The 18,713-nt window shown below is 40.6% G+C and carries 19 protein-coding genes; 17 read left to right on the forward strand and 2 right to left on the reverse strand.

Annotated elements, in window-relative coordinates; genetic code table 11:
- Positions 1-4 precede the first annotated feature (4 nt).
- The 4 genes from ACT170_RS09465 (at position 5) to ACT170_RS09480 (ending at position 2,582) form a co-directional block, all read left to right on the forward strand.
- Positions 5-511 carry a hypothetical protein gene (locus tag ACT170_RS09465; protein ID WP_014635029.1) on the forward strand — a complete coding sequence of 169 codons (507 nt, stop codon included), beginning with the start codon at positions 5-7 and terminating at the stop codon, positions 509-511.
- Positions 512-1,123: 612 nt separating this feature from the next.
- Entirely contained in the window at positions 1,124-1,561 is a 438-nt protein-coding gene (locus tag ACT170_RS09470) for a hypothetical protein (protein ID WP_014635028.1), read from the forward strand.
- Between the two features lie 190 nt (positions 1,562-1,751).
- Entirely contained in the window at positions 1,752-2,360 is a 609-nt protein-coding gene (locus tag ACT170_RS09475) for a DUF2975 domain-containing protein (RefSeq protein WP_048790092.1), read from the forward strand.
- 9 nt (positions 2,361-2,369) lie between these two features.
- The gene (locus ACT170_RS09480; protein WP_022496194.1) at positions 2,370-2,582 is read left to right on the forward strand and encodes a helix-turn-helix domain-containing protein; all 213 of its coding nucleotides are present in this window, start codon (positions 2,370-2,372) and stop codon (positions 2,580-2,582) included.
- 47 nt (positions 2,583-2,629) lie between these two features.
- On the opposite strand, the gene ACT170_RS09485 is transcribed toward ACT170_RS09480, so the two are convergent.
- Positions 2,630-2,773, reverse strand: a complete 144-nt coding sequence (locus ACT170_RS09485; protein ID WP_002884712.1) for a hypothetical protein — start codon at positions 2,771-2,773, stop codon at positions 2,630-2,632.
- Positions 2,774-2,776: 3 nt separating this feature from the next.
- Positions 2,777-3,745 (reverse strand): asparaginase, encoded by a 969-nt coding sequence (locus ACT170_RS09490; protein ID WP_037602584.1) that lies wholly within the window; start codon positions 3,743-3,745, stop codon positions 2,777-2,779.
- Between the two features lie 71 nt (positions 3,746-3,816).
- Here ACT170_RS09490 and ACT170_RS09495 point away from each other — a divergent pair, with 71 nt between their 5' ends.
- The 13 genes from ACT170_RS09495 (at position 3,817) to ACT170_RS09555 (ending at position 18,698) form a co-directional block, all read left to right on the forward strand.
- Positions 3,817-5,202, forward strand: a complete 1,386-nt coding sequence (locus tag ACT170_RS09495) for a Cof-type HAD-IIB family hydrolase (RefSeq protein WP_048790091.1) — start codon at positions 3,817-3,819, stop codon at positions 5,200-5,202.
- A gap of 117 nt (positions 5,203-5,319) precedes the next feature.
- Positions 5,320-6,501, forward strand: coding sequence for a DUF6574 domain-containing protein (locus tag ACT170_RS09500; RefSeq protein WP_444818249.1), 1,182 nt, complete (start codon positions 5,320-5,322; stop codon positions 6,499-6,501).
- Positions 6,502-6,552: 51 nt separating this feature from the next.
- Entirely contained in the window at positions 6,553-8,280 is a 1,728-nt protein-coding gene (locus tag ACT170_RS09505; protein WP_444818250.1) for a zinc ribbon domain-containing protein, read from the forward strand.
- Between the two features lie 210 nt (positions 8,281-8,490).
- Positions 8,491-8,937 carry a LytTR family DNA-binding domain-containing protein gene (locus tag ACT170_RS09510; protein WP_060971681.1) on the forward strand — a complete coding sequence of 149 codons (447 nt, stop codon included), beginning with the start codon at positions 8,491-8,493 and terminating at the stop codon, positions 8,935-8,937.
- A 4-nt stretch (positions 8,938-8,941) separates the two neighbouring features.
- Positions 8,942-9,637, forward strand: coding sequence for a hypothetical protein (locus tag ACT170_RS09515; RefSeq protein WP_444818251.1), 696 nt, complete (start codon positions 8,942-8,944; stop codon positions 9,635-9,637).
- Between the two features lie 325 nt (positions 9,638-9,962).
- A complete protein-coding gene (locus ACT170_RS09520) occupies positions 9,963-11,561 on the forward strand; it encodes an Hsp70 family protein (RefSeq protein ID WP_022495864.1) in 1,599 nt (532 codons plus the stop codon).
- A complete protein-coding gene (locus tag ACT170_RS09525; RefSeq protein ID WP_201059647.1) occupies positions 11,558-12,070 on the forward strand; it encodes a hypothetical protein in 513 nt (170 codons plus the stop codon). Before ACT170_RS09520 ends, ACT170_RS09525 begins: the two co-directional genes overlap by 4 nt.
- Positions 12,071-12,079: 9 nt before the next feature.
- A complete protein-coding gene (locus tag ACT170_RS09530) occupies positions 12,080-12,865 on the forward strand; it encodes an ATP-binding cassette domain-containing protein (protein ID WP_002891779.1) in 786 nt (261 codons plus the stop codon).
- An 8-nt stretch (positions 12,866-12,873) separates the two neighbouring features.
- The gene (locus tag ACT170_RS09535; protein WP_004183421.1) at positions 12,874-13,689 is read left to right on the forward strand and encodes an ABC transporter permease; all 816 of its coding nucleotides are present in this window, start codon (positions 12,874-12,876) and stop codon (positions 13,687-13,689) included.
- Positions 13,690-13,950 carry a hypothetical protein gene (locus ACT170_RS09540; RefSeq protein ID WP_002884593.1) on the forward strand — a complete coding sequence of 87 codons (261 nt, stop codon included), beginning with the start codon at positions 13,690-13,692 and terminating at the stop codon, positions 13,948-13,950.
- 9 nt (positions 13,951-13,959) lie between these two features.
- Positions 13,960-15,699 carry a DUF6287 domain-containing protein gene (locus ACT170_RS09545; RefSeq protein ID WP_444818252.1) on the forward strand — a complete coding sequence of 580 codons (1,740 nt, stop codon included), beginning with the start codon at positions 13,960-13,962 and terminating at the stop codon, positions 15,697-15,699.
- A 280-nt stretch (positions 15,700-15,979) separates the two neighbouring features.
- A complete protein-coding gene (locus ACT170_RS09550) occupies positions 15,980-17,290 on the forward strand; it encodes a sensor histidine kinase (RefSeq protein WP_129852062.1) in 1,311 nt (436 codons plus the stop codon).
- A gap of 34 nt (positions 17,291-17,324) precedes the next feature.
- A complete protein-coding gene (locus ACT170_RS09555) occupies positions 17,325-18,698 on the forward strand; it encodes a GHKL domain-containing protein (RefSeq protein ID WP_444818253.1) in 1,374 nt (457 codons plus the stop codon).
- Positions 18,699-18,713 lie beyond the last annotated feature (15 nt).

The raw sequence follows: 18,713 nt of genomic DNA on the forward strand, positions 1-18,713 counted from the left end.
AGCCATGAAAAAGAAACGGTTAAAAATCGATTTTTTTGCTATCTTGCATCCCTTATTTCTTATGATGTTAGGTCTCCTGTTTTATTTTTTCGCCTTCATCTTGATTTGGTTTATTACCGAATTGGCAAAGCTGATAGAAGGAAAGACGGACTTTCATACCCTATATCTTTATTCACTTCTTATCTCTCTAGTTTGTTCGGTATTACTGATTATGTACGTCGCGGGTTTTATAGCTCAGCTGATTATCCATATACAGCATCAAAAGGAAAGGACGCTTTTACCGGTCTGGTGTATGCTTACGGCTGTACTGATGCTTGTGCCCCTATTCGAAGATTTTAGTATCTTAAGCTCGTCCTGGAATTTTAAAGGGTATTTTCTTTCCATAGTTGCCTACATTGCCTATCTCTTTACAAAGCTACCCAAGGTTATTGAAAGTTACCGCTATCATGCGACAATTCGCTATGCCGTTTGGGTGGCTCTGGTCTTGGGAATTATTTTATCTATGCTTTAGACAGAAAAACTCTCAGTAAACTCACTGAGAGTTTTAAGTCTCCTTCAAGCTTATTACAAGCTTTCTTTAAGTTAGGACACCTATAATAAAACCATCAAAACGAGATAGGTTTTGATAATAAAACGTTTTGGCTTAGCCAAACCATTCCTACGAAGGAGGACAAAACAATGACAGTAAAAATTAAAGTAACCTACAACCGAAATTTCCAGAAGAATCCTCAAGACTTTAAGGTTTATCAAAACTAATATTGATGCTAGGAAGAGGCTAAATTTACCCATATTCTACAACTTTCATCCCTCATTTTCCAAAATCCCTTTTTCCTTTTTTTCATAACGTAGAATCCCTCTTCTTAAACTCATAAAAAGTCTAGACGGAAGCATGACCAGTCTAGGCGATTAACATAAGTAAGCTAACCAGTTGAGATTTTCTTGACTGATTTTTTGAAATTTAGATAAAAAATATCGAAAAACGATAAAATGTGTTGACAAGGAGAAATAAAGAGTGTAATATATAATTATCGATAAACGATAATAAGTTTTCGATAAAGATAATCTTATTCGCGAAAAAGAGAAATTATATACTAAAAACTATTTAATAAAGGAAATACTTATCATGAAAACACTTAAATCAATCATCAACGCAGTTCTTATTCTTCTTATGGCAATCTACGGTCTTGCAATGCTTGCTTTACTTATCCTTCCTTTTGTGGATGTGACTAATCTTTTTCCAGGTGCTGAGGTTCATTACCTTTCTGGATGGGGTTACTGGCTTGTATCAGAGTTACAATTTGCCTTCTATCTTGCCTTGATTTGTCTCCTTCGTAAAGAGTTTAAAGACTTTACTTGGAAGGCATTTTGGACAGAAGATTTTTCTCTCTTCTTGAAAAAGGCTGCTCTTCTAACCTTTGTGCCATCAGCCTTGAATATCTTCTTACAGTTGGGAACGACTAATCACCTTGTAGTGGACTTCAGCACATCAGTCTGGCTCCTCTTGGTCTCTCTAGCTTGTGATGCTGTCTGTCTTCGTAAGGGACAAACAGCTGTCAAATAATTGAAGGAATCTTATTTGAAAAGTAGTAAAATCTTACCTATAAACTAGTATTTTATATTGATATTCGATATAATTGATACTGTTAATAGTTAGCTAATGATTTGTATGAGGTCAAGGGCTCCTAGAGGCACCTTGGCTTTTTCTAGTCTATGCTCAAAGAAATCAAATGAATTTACAATCGAGGTAACACATGACAACTATCTTATTTTATTTTTTAATCATCCTAGCCTTGGCTGGCTCTAGTTATTATGGTTGGAGATCAGCCAAAAGTGCTAAAAATCGTCAGGAAACGCAAGAACAGAAACGTCTACGTAGTATTCTCCTGTTTGTTAATGTCCTCCTTTTTGCGGGCTTTTTAAGTCTTGTTATTACCATTCTTAATGATGCCTTTATCCTGACGGGTCATGAAGGACTCTTACAACAAGGTTTGCGTATGCTTCTTGGTTCGGGGGTTACCGTGAAAAGTAGTAGCACTAGTCTGACGCTTTTTGCAGCAACCATTGATTTCCTTCGTATGGTAGTCAACATAGGATTCTTGTTGTGTCTACGTGCCTTTTTGATTAATCTTTATCGTTCTGATATTTTCATTGCTAAAAATGCTAAGTTGGTTCGTTGGTCAGCGCATTTGCTAGTTCTTGGGGCTTTTATCAATAATGGTATCTTTACATTTGGAACAGGCAGCCATAGTTATAGTTTCTTTAACATCAGTTATTTGCTAGTTAGCTTTGTCCTCTATGCTGTTGCTATGATTTTGACTAAGGCTAATGCCATTGCTGAGGAAAATGAGTACACGATTTAGGAGGGGCATATGATTATTGTCAATTTGGACGTTGAACTTGCCAAGAAGAAGATGCGCTCGGGTGAGTTGGCAGAACGTATTGGTATTACCCCAGCCAATCTCTCGGTTCTAAAGACCGGCAAGGCCAAGGCAATCCGTTTTACGACTCTGGATGCTATTTGTAAGGAGTTAGATTGCCAACCAGGAGATATTCTTGAATATAGATCAGATGAAGAAAATTAAAAGCCTGAAGCAGTAGTCACTTCTCTAGTGATCATGCTTCAAGCTTTTTATTTTTTCTTCAACCATGCGACCAGGGCTAGACTGACTAGCACGGTGCCACAGACCATGGCGATATGTGTTTTTGAGACTGTCAGCTCATAGTGGAAATCTTTATTTTCCAATTTATCGGTTGCTTCAATACTAAGTTTCATGTCTTATCCCTCGATATAGTCTTTCAATTCTTGGTCTTTGAGTCCCGCACTGAGTGCGATGAGGAGTTTGAGGCGAGCCTTTGGTGCGTTGAGTTCTTTAACAAACATAACGCCAGCTTCTTGGAGTTTGACTCCCCCGCCTTCATAGGCGTAGACAGGTTCGGCGATACCGTTGAAGCAGCGGGAAACGAGCACAACAGGGACTCCTTTTTCCATAAGATTTGTGATTTCTCTTGCAGCCAATGGTGGGAGGTTTCCAGCACCTAGTGCCTCGATAACCACGCCATCAATCTTTTCAGGGTCTAGGAGACTGATGATTCCATCTCCGATACCCATCCCAGCATAGGCCTTGATGATTGGTACTGTTCCTGTGATTTGTTCCAAGTCAAAACGAACCCGAGGCTCTGCAGTTTTGAACCAGAGGATGTCATGCTTCATGATGATTCCTAGTGGACCGTGGGTTGGTGTGTGGAAGGTTGCCACGTTTGTGGTATGGGTCTTAGTCACATACTTGGCTGCATGGATTTCATCATTCATAACGACCAGGATTCCTTTGTCAGCGGCCTTGTCGTCGCTAGCAACACGTAGGGCTGAGAGATAGTTATAGACTCCGTCGCTTCCTAGTTCGTTCGACGAACGCATGGCACCAGTTAGGACGATTGGAATCTCAGGGACGGCCATGGTGTCTAGGAAGTAGGCTGTCTCTTCCAGAGTATCTGTTCCGTGGGTGATGACCACACCATCATATTGCCCAGCTGTTTCCTTGATTTTTTTGTAAATATCCAGCATGTGGTAGGGTGTGATATGTGGGCTAGGGATATTAAGAAAATCGAGAACGGTTAGTTCTAAATTGTCTAAATCAAGCCCCACATGGTTCATGGGATTATCAGCGTTTTGACTGACCTTGCCATCATTATCCGCTGACATGGAAATTGTTCCTCCAGTGTGAAGGACTAGGATTTTTTTTGTCATTTATATTACTCACCATTATATTATATGTTATAATTTATTTTAGCATAATATGTTAGAAGGAGGGGAGCTCTGTGGCCATTAAAGCAGTCTTTTTTGATATTGATGGGACTTTTCTAAATGACCGAAAACGTGTGTCAAGTTCAACCAAAAAAGCTATCAGTCAAATGAAGGAAGATGGTATCTTGGTTGGTTTGGCAACAGGTCGTGGTCCAGGATTTGTTCAGCCTTTCATGGACAATCTGGGTCTGGATTTTGCAGTCACTTATAATGGTCAATATATTTTGACTCATGACAAGGTCCTGTATCAAAATCAGCTCCCTAAATCAACAGTCTACAACTTGATTCGCTATGCCACCAAGCACCGTAGAGAGATTTCTCTAGGGACTAGCACAGGTCTTGTTGGTTCCAATATTATTAGTATGGGAACGAGTAAGTTTGGACAAATCGTCAGCCGTATTGTCCCTAAGTCCTGGGCTAAGATGGTGGAACGTAGTTTCAAGTCTTTGATTCGTCGTTTCAAGCCACAAAGTATTGAGACTCTTAAGACTATCATGCGTGAGCCTATTTATCAGGTGGTTATGGTAGCGACGGTGGGGGAAACACAAGATATTGAAGAAAAGTTTCCTCATGTGAAGATTACCCGTTCAAGTCCTTATTCAGCCGATATTATTTCAGCGGACCAATCTAAGTTAAAAGGTATCGCTCATCTAGGTGAGGTTTTTGGTTTCGAACTCAGTGAGGTTATGGCCTTTGGGGATTCGGAAAATGACCTAGAAATGCTGTCTGGCGTCGGCATTGGTGTTGCCATGGGTAATGGTGAAGACGAGCTGAAAGACCAGGCTACCCATGTCACTGATACTAATAACCAGAATGGGATTGCCAAAGCCTTGTCACACTACGGTTTGATTCATTTTGAGACAGAAAATTCATTTACCAGTGATGATGACAACTTCAACAAGGTTAAGGATTTCCACCATTTGATGGATGGCTCAACTAACGACATGCCTCGTGTTTACGGTATTGAGGAAGCTAGTCACCGTGCGGACTTCAAGTTGGAAGAAATCGTCGAATTTCTTTATGCTTCATCAGGTGGGGACAAGCGTGTCTTTGGTCAGGCTGTTCTGGATTTGCATGCTGCTCTTGATAAGGCGGCCCTCAAAGTTAGTTCTAAAGAGCACTCAGAGTCAACGATGGTTGGTCAGGTGGATGCTTTGACTGACTTGCTTTACTTGACCTATGGTTCATTTGTCCTTATGGGGGTGGATCCTAAGCCTTTCTTTGATACGGTTCATGAGGCTAATATGGGGAAAATTTTCCCAGATGGAAAGGCTCACTTTGATCCTGTGACTCACAAAATTCTTAAACCAAGTGATTGGGAAGCGCGATTTGCACCAGAACCACACATTAAACGAGAGCTGGATCGTCAGATTCAAAAATCTCTACAAAGAAATAAGTAAGAAGATATAAAGGTTTGGACAGTTTGCTCCAAGCCTTTTTCTAATAAAAATGACATTTATTAATGTCTTTATTTGTGATAAAATAAAGACATTCTATGTATTTTTAAGGAGATTATTATGACTAAAGCAGATTGGTTAGACTTTTTTGAAGCCATCAATGGTCGTTCAGCGACTGAAGAAGAAATTGCAGCAGCACTTGCAGCTGGTGAGTTCCAAGATGACGCCCCAGCAGTAGAAACTGCTCCAGTACAAGAAGCACCAGTTCAACCAGCTTTCGCTAATGTTCAAGAAACACCAGCCCAAGAGGCGCAACCACAGCCAACTTTCGCTGGTGCCCAAGAAGCGCAACCACAGCCGACTTTTGCGAGTGCACAAGACGCACAAGCGCAAGCTCCTTTTACAAATGCTCAGGCAGCACAACCTCAACCAACCTTTGCAGGCGCTCAAACTGCTCCAGTACAAGGAGTGCCAAATCAAGCAGCGCAACCACAAGCTGGTTTTGCGAATGCTCAAGCTGGTCAACAAGCAGCTTTTGCTAACGGTCAACCTCTTCAACCAGGTCAAAACGTTCAATTTATCAATGGTCAAGCTGTAGTTGTTCCAGCCCAACCATCAGCATTTGCGATAACTTTCAAAAACTACTGGACATGGTTGCTTAATGCATGGCGTCGTCCAGCTGACATGACAGATTATGGTAAGCATAATGGTTGGCTTAACTATATTTTCTTGTCACTCTTTACTGGACTTGCCTTCTTTGCAATCTTGAGCGCTGTGGCACGTAAAGTGGTTAGTTCAATTGTATCAACAACAAACGCATTGAGTAACCTTTTTGGTTCTTATGGAACAGATGCTTACTCATCTTCAGTTTCAAGCCATACATCAAGCATTGGTTTTGGAGCTTTCTTTGCAAGTATCCTAGCTGCCTTCCTCTTTATCTTTGCCTTTATCTTGGCAGGATTTGTAACACGTAAGGCCATCTTCCGTGATCCTGAGACTACTTTCTTGAATAGCTTTGACCGTTTTGGTCGCTTGACATCATTGGCCTTGCCAATCTTGCTCGTAACAATCTTGTTCGGAGCTATTGGACTTGTTGGCTTCCCACTTTTCTTGTTCTATGTTGTTTACTTCTTATTTGCACTTGCAAACCTCTTTACAATTGTTCCTGTAACAACAGCGTGGAAGGCTGATAAGTTCTATCAAATGATCTTGGCAGCACTTTTGAATGGTGTAATTTTGTCAATCTTGTTTGCAATCGTATTTACTATTATGTCATCATTTATGGTGGGGCTTCTATTCTAATCTAAGTAAACCTCTAGAATTTTTTGAAAAAGTAAGTTTATAGGAGTCTTTATGGCAACAAAAGAAAAGTGGATTGATTTATTTGAAAAGGCAGTTGGTCGTCCGCCCCATGCTTTGGAGATTGAAGAAGGCCAGAAAGCAGACTTTGACTTAAAGGCTATTAAAGGCATTGCGGCAATGGGCTTGGACCAAGAAGCCACTCCTTCTGAATCAACAGAAGAAGTTGATGAGTATGACGTTGCCGAGGAAGTATTTGAAGATGTACCGCTTGGTGACGAAGAGGAAACGACTCCTTTAGAAACAGAGGAGCTTGCACCAGTATCTCAAGCTGATCAAGGTCAAGCTGAAGAAAATTCCGAAGCCGCTTCTAAAGAAGCACAAGCTATCTGGATGAAGGCTTTTAAAACCTATGTTGGGCGTCAACCTCTTCCTGAGGAATTCCTACTTGGTAAGTCTTCAGGTTATGATGTGTCAACCATCCATCAATTTATCTCAGATGGTAAGGCTGCGAAACCAGCCAAGCCAGCTATGACTAAAGGAAAGAAAATCCTGATTATTGTTGGTGTTGTTGCAGCAGTCTTAGCACTTGCTGGTTACGGCTTTGGTTCTTATTACTACTCACGTGGTCAAGTAGCAGAACGTTATGAAGCAGCAGCCAAGAAGAGCTTTAAAGATAGCTTGGAGTACCAAGTATGGTCTGATACTAAAAAAGAGATTAAAACATCCGAAGTCAAGTACACAGACACTAAAAGTACACAAGCCTATAGCAAGAGCCAACTCATGTCTGGCGAACGTATGCAAAAGGTTGGACGTCAGTTCCTTATTTTTCCTAAGTGGCGAATCGTGGTAGATCCTGGAACAGTTGATTTGACCGTTAATACAGCTGATTTGAATGTGACTATTAACGGGGTTTCTTACGCGACCACAGATGGCAATAACTACACGGCTAAATTGAATCATCTCTATCCAGGAACCTACAATTTTGTGGCTTCTGGTAAGGTCAATGATCAAGATATTACGGTCTCATCTGAGGAAAATGTGACCTCTAAAACAGAAGTCAATCTTTCTGTAGAGTATCTCAGCTTTACTGTTAAGTCTAATCTTAAGGATGGAGACCTCTACGTTGGTGGTACTAAGATTGGAACCCTTAACTCAGGGAAACTAGATGTTAACAAGGTAGCAGTAGCTGGATCATCAGCCGTTTATGTTAAGAAGAATTTCGAAGATGGCAGCTCTATCAAAACAGAGACATTGTCAATTAAGAAAATCTCCGAAGGTCAAACGGTTACTCTAGATGCTGATGGTGTTCTTGATCGTGATACGGCAGATCGTCTCTTGACTGCTGCCTACGGTAAATTTGGTAGCTACGCTTCTAATCACAACACGACACCAGATGGTGTATCCGACATATTCCTTAATGGTACTGATGATACCATGTACAAGGATGTAACGGCTGATATTGATAGAAATACTACGGGTGCTAAAAACCGTGCTGCTGATAGTATTTCTTTCTCAGACGTTGACGTCACAGAAGTCGTTCAGACTGGTGAGAAGACCTTCAAGGTGACCTTCACAGCAGTTTATGATTTCTATTATGGTTATGATTCGAAATTCAAGTCATCAGGAGATATCAAGGATAAAATCTCTTGGTCATGTAATGTGGAATATGTTGGTGACGATAGCGACTCTAGCAGTAGTGGTTCTAACTACAGCGACTACCGTATCAATGGTAAGGCTGGTGAATCACAAAAAGTGAGTCGTGAAAATACTGTGAAGTAGTAGTTGCTTGCCCAGTTAGTCAGCATTGAACAGATTACAAATGGGAGGGGAGTCCTCCACACTAAAAATGAGAACTTGGCAACAGCCAGGTTCTTTTGTTTGTCTGTTTTTACCTCTTAGGGGCTAAACTGTGCCACTTACCTAAAAGGCCTTGTTTTGTGTAAATCAGTTGTTATAATGGAACCATCAAAAGGACAGGAAAGGAGTCTTATGAAAGTTAGAATCGAATTAGACCCATCCATGGATGAGCCTGAAATCTTGATTCGAGCTCCTCGGTTAACACAGGAATTAGCCCAGCTCCAAGAGTCTATTCTAAAGCAAAAGTTAGTTCCTTTAGCCTTTTACAAGGATCGCAGTGAATATTTTCTGGATTTGGCAGATATTCTCTTTTTTGAAACAGACGGGGAGAAAATTTATGGTCATACTAAGGATGAGGCCTATGAGGTAAAGCAAAAGCTCTACGAATTGGAAGACTTGCTTCCGATTGCCTTTTGTCGGATTTCCAAATCGACGATTGTTAATGCTAAACAGATTTATTCTTTGGAGAAGTCTTTTTCAGGGACCAGTACGGTGAATTTCTATCAGACCCATAAGCAGGTCCATGTATCAAGACGTTACTATCAAGTTTTAAAAGAACGACTAAACGAAATGAGGTAAGATAATGAGAAAGAAATTAATTGGGGTCCTCTTGATCCTTTTGGCAGCTTTGGTAATTGTACAGGACTACTTTATAAAATGGGAAATTAGTATTTGGATGTTGGCCTGGGTGGTCTTACTGGCTATCTTATCCCTTTCTAGTCTTTTGAAGCGACATTTTGGTCTTGGTTTCGCCTATGGTATTGTGGCTCTTTTTTCACTCAATGGACAGTTCCATTTTCTTCCAGTATCTAATTCGGTCGTTATCCTTTCTTCCATTCTTGCAGTTATTGGCTTGAACATTCTCTTCCATTCTTCGAGTAAAACAAAGAATCGTTTTGGCTTGGGTGCTACTGGCTCAGACGCTAATAATGGTGGAAATGATATTGATGTCACTTTTTCAGCAGTGACCAAATATCTCAATGACAAGCAATTTACGCATGGGAGTGCAGATGTTAGTTTAGGACAGGCTTCCGTTTATTTTGATAATTGCCGTATTGAGGGGCCATCAGCCCAGTTTGATGTGGACGTTTCTCTTGGAAGTCTTAGCCTCTATGTGCCCAGTGATTGGCGAGTACATGTGAATGTGGATAATTCGCTTTCAGCTGTACAGCATGAGGAAAATCCTAGCAACTTGACTAGCAAGGACTTCTACATCAAAGGTGATGTCTCTTTGGGTAATTTAGAAATCATCTATGTTGGTGAGAATACGATTGATTGAGTTAGGAGAGAAGTTGCTATAAATATGACAATTAGGGAGATAATATCTTCTGTATCTATAAGTTCATCCAGTCTATCAAATTGATTGACACTCAAGGGAGTGGGACAAGGAACAATTTTTAAAAAGTTGTTCGGTCCTACTCCCTTTTTTCCTATTTTATAGTCTCTTTTTTTGTGATAATATAGTATAGTGAAAAAAACTAGACTGGAATAACTTTACTCTTTTGGAGTTTTATGTGACAGCGATGAATGGAGACAATCTAAGCAGATGCCTGCTTGGAGCGATAGTCAAGTAAACTCAAAATGAGGCTAGAAGGGAAATTGTTATGAGAAAAAAAGCGATTGGTATTGATTTAGGAACAACGAATTCCGTTATGGCTGTTGTTCGTGAAGATGTGCCAGAGATTATTCCGATGGGGACGAATGACGATCAGGTCTTACGTTCAGCGGTTTATTTCTCAAATATTAGTGGACAAAACCATGTGTCTTTTGGTAAGGAAGCCATTGAACGTGGAACAGAAATCGGAAGTACAGAAAACTTTAAATTTGATTTTAAACGTGATATTGGGCGTCCAATTGCTAGTGATACACCAGACCACACACGTGTCAATTCTATTATTCTTTCGGCCTTGGTTTTGAACGAATTCCGTAAGCGTGCCTATGTCGTTGGTCAGGAGATGGGTCAAGCAGATGGTATCAAGGATGCTGTTATCACAGTGCCTGCCTACTTTACGTCAGATCAACGTGCGGCAACTAAGAATGCTGGTCGTATTGCAGGATTTAATGTCTTGCGTATTATCAATGAGCCTACAGCTGCGGCCATTGCCTATGCCCACACTAAAAATGCTCAAGGAAATGTCTTGGTCTTCGACCTTGGTGGAGGAACTTTTGACGTTACCATCATGCGCGTGGCTGATCATGCCTATGATATTTTGGCAACTGATGGGAATTCACGTCTTGGTGGGATTGACTTTGATAAGCGTCTTGTGGGCTACATCATGCAGGAGTTGGAAAAACAAGGGGTCAATATGACTAACCTTTCCGAGAAGGAAAAAATTCAACTTCAATATAAGGCCGAGCAGATTAAGACTAGTCTATCTGTGAATGACCAAGCTCTCTATGAGCACTATGTCAATGGTCAAGGTTACGGTGTCTTGATTACTCAAGCGATTTTCAATGAAATTACCTTGGACCTTCTCAAAGATACTGAAATCAAGGTGCAATCTACTCTTCAAGCATCTGGCTTAAAATGGGAAGAGATTGACCATATTCTCCTTGTGGGTGGGTCAACACGTATGCCAATGATTCGTCAAATGATTCGTTTGATGAGTGGATTGGAGCCTAAGTTTGACCTTAATCCAGACACTATCGTGGCACAAGGGGCTTCTATTTTGGCTGACCTTATCGTCAATAATGAGGTTAGCTTCTCTGAACACCAGGATGGTAAGACAACTGAGACAGATAGAGTAGTTGTTAAGGATGTGACCTCTCAGGGAATCGGTCTGCTCTTCAAGAAAAATCCAAACAAAAACTACAGCTTTGTGGGTGACTACTATAATAGCGTTGTGGTTCCACGTAACTCGGTCTTGCCTTTGGCTGTTACCAAGGATCTCTTTGCGGTCGTGGATGGACAGAGTAAGTTTAAACTTCGTATCACAGAAGGAAATTATGAAAATCCATTTGCTGTGAAGATCTTGGGACAAGTGGAAGGGCAAGTGCCACAACCTCGTCAGAAAGGCGAGCTCTTGGCACAAGTCACCTATGCCTTTGACTCAGAACAAATTGTTACCGTGACAGTATCGGATCCTCGAAGCAATACTGTTGTGGCACGCTTTTCAGTCAATGCACAAGTCAACCAAACCCAAGAAGTGGTTAAGGAAGACTTGTCAGAACTTCAAGCTATTTTTGCTAAATTCATCTCATGATAGACTATTACAAAGCAATTGACACCGAGACAGGACAGGAAGTACCCTATTTAAGAGAGGTCAGTAACCGCATCTCTCCAGAGATGTCGGCTCAAGATTGTTTCGTGGCCCTTTCCTTTTTACGTGAGGAGCTGGAGGAGCTCTGGACAAATGGTACCTTGGATAAAGAAGGTGAGCGTTTGCGCAGTGAGCTCTACACGATTCGCTCAATCTTTTTCTCAGACCATGAGAAGTTACAATATGACCGAAAACTCAGACAGGCTCAGAGAAAGGCCTTGGAAGTTGAGAAGGGGACGACCACTGATACTAGCAATGTATCAGGTAAAAAGGAAATCCCTTTTGAACCTGTTGCGGTGACTCAGACTAAAGAGTCACCTCTTAAAAATTACCTCTTTGCAGCCTTCGCCTTTGTGGTTCTACTAAGCTTGATTCTCTTCTTCAATATCAATGTCATCGTTCTTATTATCGGGGCCATTCTAATTGTGGCTTTGATGTTACTTATGTCTTAGGAGATATTAATGGAAACCAATCAATTAACATTTGAACATATCTGTTTCAAATATAAGGGAAATGATAACCAGCTCTTTACAGATTTGGATGTTACTATGGAGACTGGCCAAGTTGTCGGTATCTTGGGTGCTTCTGGTTCAGGGAAAACAACTTTAACAGAGATTCTCCTAGGCCAGCTTAAACCGACTTGCCAACAATTTCGTATTTTAGAAAATGGCAAACCTGTGACTGCTGGCTCACGCTCTTGGTCCTATGTGCCCCAACAAAATCTCCTACGTGAGTACCTCAAGGTATCTGAGACCTTTGATTTTTATGCGGACCACCATCTGAAAGGGAGTGGTAAGCTGACTAAAAAGCATCGCATTGCAGGCATCATGGATGATTTAGGCTTGACGGAATTTGCTAATAAGAAGATCTCAGAGCTTTCTGGTGGGCAAAAACGCCGTGTCTCTATTGGTATTGAGCTTCTTAGCCCTAGTCCCTACTTTATCCTTGACGAGCCGTCTTCAGGTTTGGATGCCCTTAGTGATCGTAATCTCTTACGTACCTTGAAAATCTTGGCTAAATCAGCTAACAAGTCTATTGTGGTTATTACTCACAATACAGAAAATTTGGCTATTTTTGACAAGATCATCTTCTTGTCTAAGGGACGTCCGACATTTGCAGGAACCTATGAAGAGTTGCTTTTGGAATACAAGACTAGCGATCCTTATATGATTCGTAAATATATGGATATGAATATCGCAGATGTCTACCAAGAGCTCAATGCTTCAACACGTATTTACAAGATTTAGGGAGATTTATGAACGCAGCATTACGATTAAGTTGGTATAAATTTAAACACCACTACATGGATTTTGTGAAGGTTCTTCTGGGCATTGTCGCTTTTGAAGGCTTAATTCTCTATATCCAAGACAAGGGATTTTTGAAAGATTTCGAAACAACTCGAATGACCCTCTTTCTCTTGCTTTTCTCAACCAGTCTCTTGATTGTGGTTCAAAACAGTATTTATATTTCTAAGGAACGCTCGGTCCTCAACCGTGACTTTTTCTCAGGTTTGAGTCGTTCAGCCTTCGCCTTGGCTAGTATGGGGATTCACGCCTTCTTTGCCGTTTTGGAAACCATTGTCTTTATCCTATCTTACTCTGTCTTTAGTAAGTTCTTTGACAAGGAATTTCCAGATGCTGGTCATATTTTTGGTTCCTACCGTTGGGAAGTTGGGATTACAGTGCTCCTGGTTTTCTTGGCGTCGCATTTTATTGCCCTCTTTATCTCAGCCTTGGTTGGCAAATCTGAGATTACCTCTGTTATCCTAGCAGTCGTTGTGGGTATCATGCAATTTTCATTGTCGGGAACTATCCTGTCTTTGCCCAAAGCCATTGATTGGGTACAAAAATTTATCTATCTTGGTTATGGCCACAAGCTTTTTGGGATTTCTAGTGACTTGTCAGACTTGCCATCGAGCTTGGCTAAGTACGGAGTCCCAGTCCCTAAGAGCCAGTTGGAGGCCTTTCAAGGGTCTACAGGCGAATTCTGGGGACAATGGTGGGCCTTGGTGCTTCATTGCCTCGTTTATGCCCTACTCTTTTTCGTCACACTTCAGAAGAAGGAGAAATAAATGCAACAATATGATGAATGGCTGATTGACTTCCAAGTGCAGCATGGTCGCAAGCCAAGTGATAAGGAAGTCGCAGAAGCTGCTAAGACTGGTTTTGCTCTTTCTAGTGGCTTGAGCAGACAGAAAAATTCTAAATTCAGACAAGTTTTGTCTAAGGTTGGTTTGGGTGATCTCAAGTTTAGCTGGTTTTTAGTTTTGGAAATTTTGCTCTTGATTTGTATTGCTCTCTTTGGCTATGTTGTTGGCTATCTATTTATCTAGGAGGACCTCATGAAACAGTTTAAACATAAAAAGTTTATCGGTTTAGCCTTGATTGTCTTTTTGGTCTTCATGGTACTTGGAAAATACACTCAGAGCACGGCTTTTACATCGTCTTCAAGAGTTTATGCCACAACCGTTGTCGATAAGAATACCGGGAACAAGGTGCGTTTTGAAGTTCGTAAGATCAAGGGAGACAAATACGAAGTCAAAAATACGGAGACCGGGGATACTTATCAGGCTAATGCCCAAGCCGGCGAAGACCGTTCTTTGAGCTTTAAGTTGCCTGGAACTAACGGCAACTCAGACGGTACTATCCGTATCACACCAAGTATGGTACCTGGAGGAGATGCAAAGGTTGAAATGACTGAATCAGATACCTATACTCAGGTTGAGGGAGGCTCTGAAGTCATTGAGTCTAGCGAGGCTTCGTCTAGTTCTTCAAGTAGCCAAGTTAAAAGTATTATTAAGGATATTTTGGAATCAAGTAGTTCATCCTCTGGTAGCGATGCAAGCTCAGAATCGTCTTCTAACGATCCAAATAAGCCAAATGCAGATATCAAGACTAAGACCGATGTCAATGGTGATAAGGAAACCACTTATATTGCAGACTATTCAACAGAGGACATTAAGTCTATCACAGAAGCTTTTGGGAAATGGCTCTATCAGTCTGATTATGCCAAGGATGCTGTTTTAGTTCAAAGCAGCTTTGACAGTATCACCAAGGTCAATGATGGTAGTCCAACCTTCCTGTCATTTAAGGCACCTAAGGAAAAAGGTAGCAGCCAAACGATTACCATCCTTGCTAATCTCATCAATGCGGATGGCTATGAACATATTACTGGTGTTCCGAGTGGTATCATCAATGGCAAGGAAGTCTCAAACTATGATTTCAAGGATTATAAAAACACGGTTGATTCCTTTGCTTTAGGGATTAATGAGAATAGTGGCAAGACCGCAGACTATAGCCCAACATCATCCTTCCGTCTTTATACCTTGAAGGATAAGAAACATGCTATGTATGAAGACGATGCTGCTGAACAAAAAGCCCTCTTTAAGGACTTTTCAGCTGATGATAAAACTGGTGGCAATTATAATGGTTACAACAAGCTCTATAAGGATTTGGTTGACCAAGATAAGGATTCTTACCAAATCGTTCTAGGCTCCAACGGTACCGTTTATTATGTGACGAACTACTGGAAGGGCAATTACGATAAGAAGGCTGTTCAGACCTATAAGGTAGCACCAGATGACATGCAAGAGGCTTACCAAGAGTTGCTCAAGCATTACTCTAGTGCTAGCACATCTGAAAGCTCAGAATCTTCAAGTTCTTCACAATCATCAGAGTCAACATCAAGCTCATCAGAGGCTAAAACAGAATCAAAAACGGAAACCAAGACCGAACAAACAGGTATGGATGTTAATGCTATCAAGGATAATAACTTCCAAAGCCTAGAAGGGACTTGGAAGAATGGGAATGGCTTAAGTCTGAATTTTTCTAAGGACAATTTAACAGCTCCTGAGAATTATGTTGTTGAAAATACAAATGGAAAACTTGAGAATGGCTATCTCACATCAAGTTTAAGGATGGGAATTACCGGAGCAGGTATTCTCTTTATTCCTAAGGGAATCACGCTTCCGACAGTGCAGGGATTTGTGGACGGTTCGGATAATACTAAAGATCGTATTTTGATTACCCAGTCAGCATCACCACAATCTGACGCCAAACAATTCTACTACAAGGCTGACTAGACTTTAGGCTTAAAAGTAAGTCTCAAAAAAGTAGTTTTATAATCTAAAAGTTGAGATAAAATTGTCTCAACTTTTTATGTTACATTTGTAACTTTAATTTAATAGTAAGTCTATCTTCTATAAATAAATGGATTCTTAGAGGTATTGTAGACCTTAATAGAAAATTAATTATTGTGAAAACTTACAAAAAGCTATATAATGAGTAGTGTTGTAAAAAGGGCTTCCTAGGGGATTTTTGAGGAAGTTTCTTAAATCAGATTAAAGGGAGAGGGGGAAAAGAATGACTTCTATTATTGAATCACTACTTGCTGTTTTTAAAGATTTTCATTGGCTAGTATCTATAGACATGCTCTTGGTTTTCTTTGTCAATTATCTGATGTTTCATGCAGCTGGTAGGGTCAAGATTTCTTGGTGGCTACTTTTATTAGGTGGCCTTTTATCAGTTGTTTTGACTCCCCTTCTTCCTATGGGATTCAAATTTTTACTTAATCCTCTCATTTTATTTTGTTTTAGTTATTACAAACGTCCAGACTTGCCATGGATAGAGCCGGTATTTAATAGTTTTTATGCCTGGGGGACAACCAATATCATTATACGAGGCTTGTCATTAATCGTCTTTCCTTTACTTTTGGGAGCCGACTTGATGAGCCGTATTCCAGAATCTTTAACGGAGTTTATATGTGTGGTAGTTACCTATCCTCTTTACCTTTTGGTTCACCGTTTTATTGGTTATGAATATTTGCAGGTCGAGGAAAAGGAGCGCTTACGTATACACTTTACCCCTATTGTTATTGGGGTTAGCTTTGCCTTTCTTTCATACGGGCTTCTAAATGATTTCATGCCTTACTTTGCTAGCATCTGGTCTGTGGAAGTGGTTAACAATTATGCCAAGTTGATCGTCCTATTAGCAACAGGAGCCTTCTTCATCGTTGTTTCCTATGCTAACCAGTGGATTAAGGATGAACTTTTTCTGGAGTTGAAAGAGGAGCAGGAGCGTCATTTCCAGAGCTTACAGGAATCTAGTAGGCATATCCTCCATCTCTATCAGGATCTATACCGTGATGGAGTGCCTAAGGTAGTCGTACCTAAGAAGGCTAATACCGTTCTGGCTACTAGTCAAGAGGGAGACACTCAGAACCTATCTGATGAAGAGGTTCCCTTCAGCAAGGTTATGCCAGATATTTCCAACCTGCTTTCTCAATTGTTACGTTCCGTCATTGAGAGTAAGTATATGGAGTTTCATGCTGTTGGCATTGATTTTATCATGGAGGTTCCAGACCCTATATCCCCAGTTCATATCGATGTAGTGGATTTATCAGCTGTTCTAACGACCTTCTTGGACAATGCCTTGTTGAGAGCTCATGGTCAAGAAAATAGTTTAGTTCGTCTGTCTTATTACCAAAGAGGTGAGGTCCAGGTCCTCTCTGTAGAGACAACCCTTTCGCAAGATAGTGCCGAGGCGCCCCACGAGACGTATGAGAATCACTTATCAATCAATGAGCAGCTCGAAGATATTATGGAGCGTTACCCTCAGTCTAAACTTAGCTTTAAGAATGATAAGTTCATCTATAGACAGCAATTTGAATACTAAAGACTTGTAAAAAAATATATAGAAAGGAGATTCGATGTTTGAATCGTTTTTGGGAATAAATTTTTTAAATCTCTATGATACAGATGCCTTTCTAGCCATTCAGCTTATTTTAACTCTGACGATAAATTGTGCCATTTTCAAACGAATGACAGACATTCGTATCTCCTGGACGGTCTTCTTGACCTTAGCCCTGTTAGATGTAGTCATTCAGTATAATATTACTAACATGATTATGGTTTTTGATGTCTTTATCCTGATGATTTTGGCCTTTCTTGCTAAAGGGAAGACCTGGTCGGTGACCCAGTATGCTTTTCATACCTTGTTTCCAGTGGTGACGTCAGATTTACTTTATCGTTTATTGGGACTCTTCTTTATTCCCCTTCTCTTAAATCTCCCTGTCGCTGAGGTAGGTTCTAATGCCCTTTTCTATCTCTTATCTTACGGTTTGATTTTGCCACTTTATTTTGTATTTGACCGTTTCTTGGGCTTGGATTTGAAGCGTTGGAAGGTCTATAGCGATGACTCTTTCCAGAACCTCCAGATTTCTAGAAGAGTTGCTATAGCAATGGCCCTTTATTTATTGGGAATCTATCTCAGTGTGAGTTTAGACAGTTGGTTCCCTGGCTACTCTTCAGAGTTGGAGTTGAGACTTCGGATGCTTTGGGTTCTCTTGTCTGCAGTGGCTTTCATTTTTCTAATTGCCCATCTTAATCAACTATCTCGGCAGTATTTGGAAGAGAGTTTGGCCATGGAGGAAAAGAGGCATTTGAATAGTTTGACCAAGGCCAACCAAAAGATTGATCTTCTCTACAATGAGTTGTTACAATACAGACAGTCTTATCAGACGGTTGTGGAACAATTTTCAGAGGAAGTACGAGACCAGGAAGAGGCTCTTGCCGAACAGGTGTACCAGAATGTCCTTAGAGAGAGTGCCAAGGAGTTTGAACGTTTCCGTGTCATTGATAATCCTAAGCTGGAAAATATTCAGTCCTTACCCTTACGTAGCCTTCTTTCGGCTCGTATGATGGAGGCTAAACGTAGTAATATTCCAGTGACTTGTGATATTCCTGAGGAGATTTCAGGGTTTACCATGAACGTGGTTGACTTGACCTTGTTGGTATCCATTTTCTTTAGTAATGCGATTGATGAGAGTAAGCAGGTGCCTGCCAGTCAAATCAATTTTAGTTTTCATCGACATGATGAGGATGGAAGTTACCATTTCGTCATGGAAAATAGGACGCGAGAAGAAAAAGTTGACCTTGATGCCATTATGCAGGAAGAAAACCAGAAGAAGACCTCAGGTCTTAACCTTCACTCAGCCAAGGATATTCTTAGGAAGTATAGTGATGCCAATTTGATTACAAGCAGTGGTGATTACCTCTTCAAACAGGAATTGATTTTTAAATAAAGATGTAGAGCTAAA

Origin of the sequence: Streptococcus sp. cx1 (assembly GCF_052384325.1) — a bacterium.
Classification (GTDB): Bacteria; Bacillota; Bacilli; order Lactobacillales; family Streptococcaceae; genus Streptococcus; species Streptococcus salivarius_G.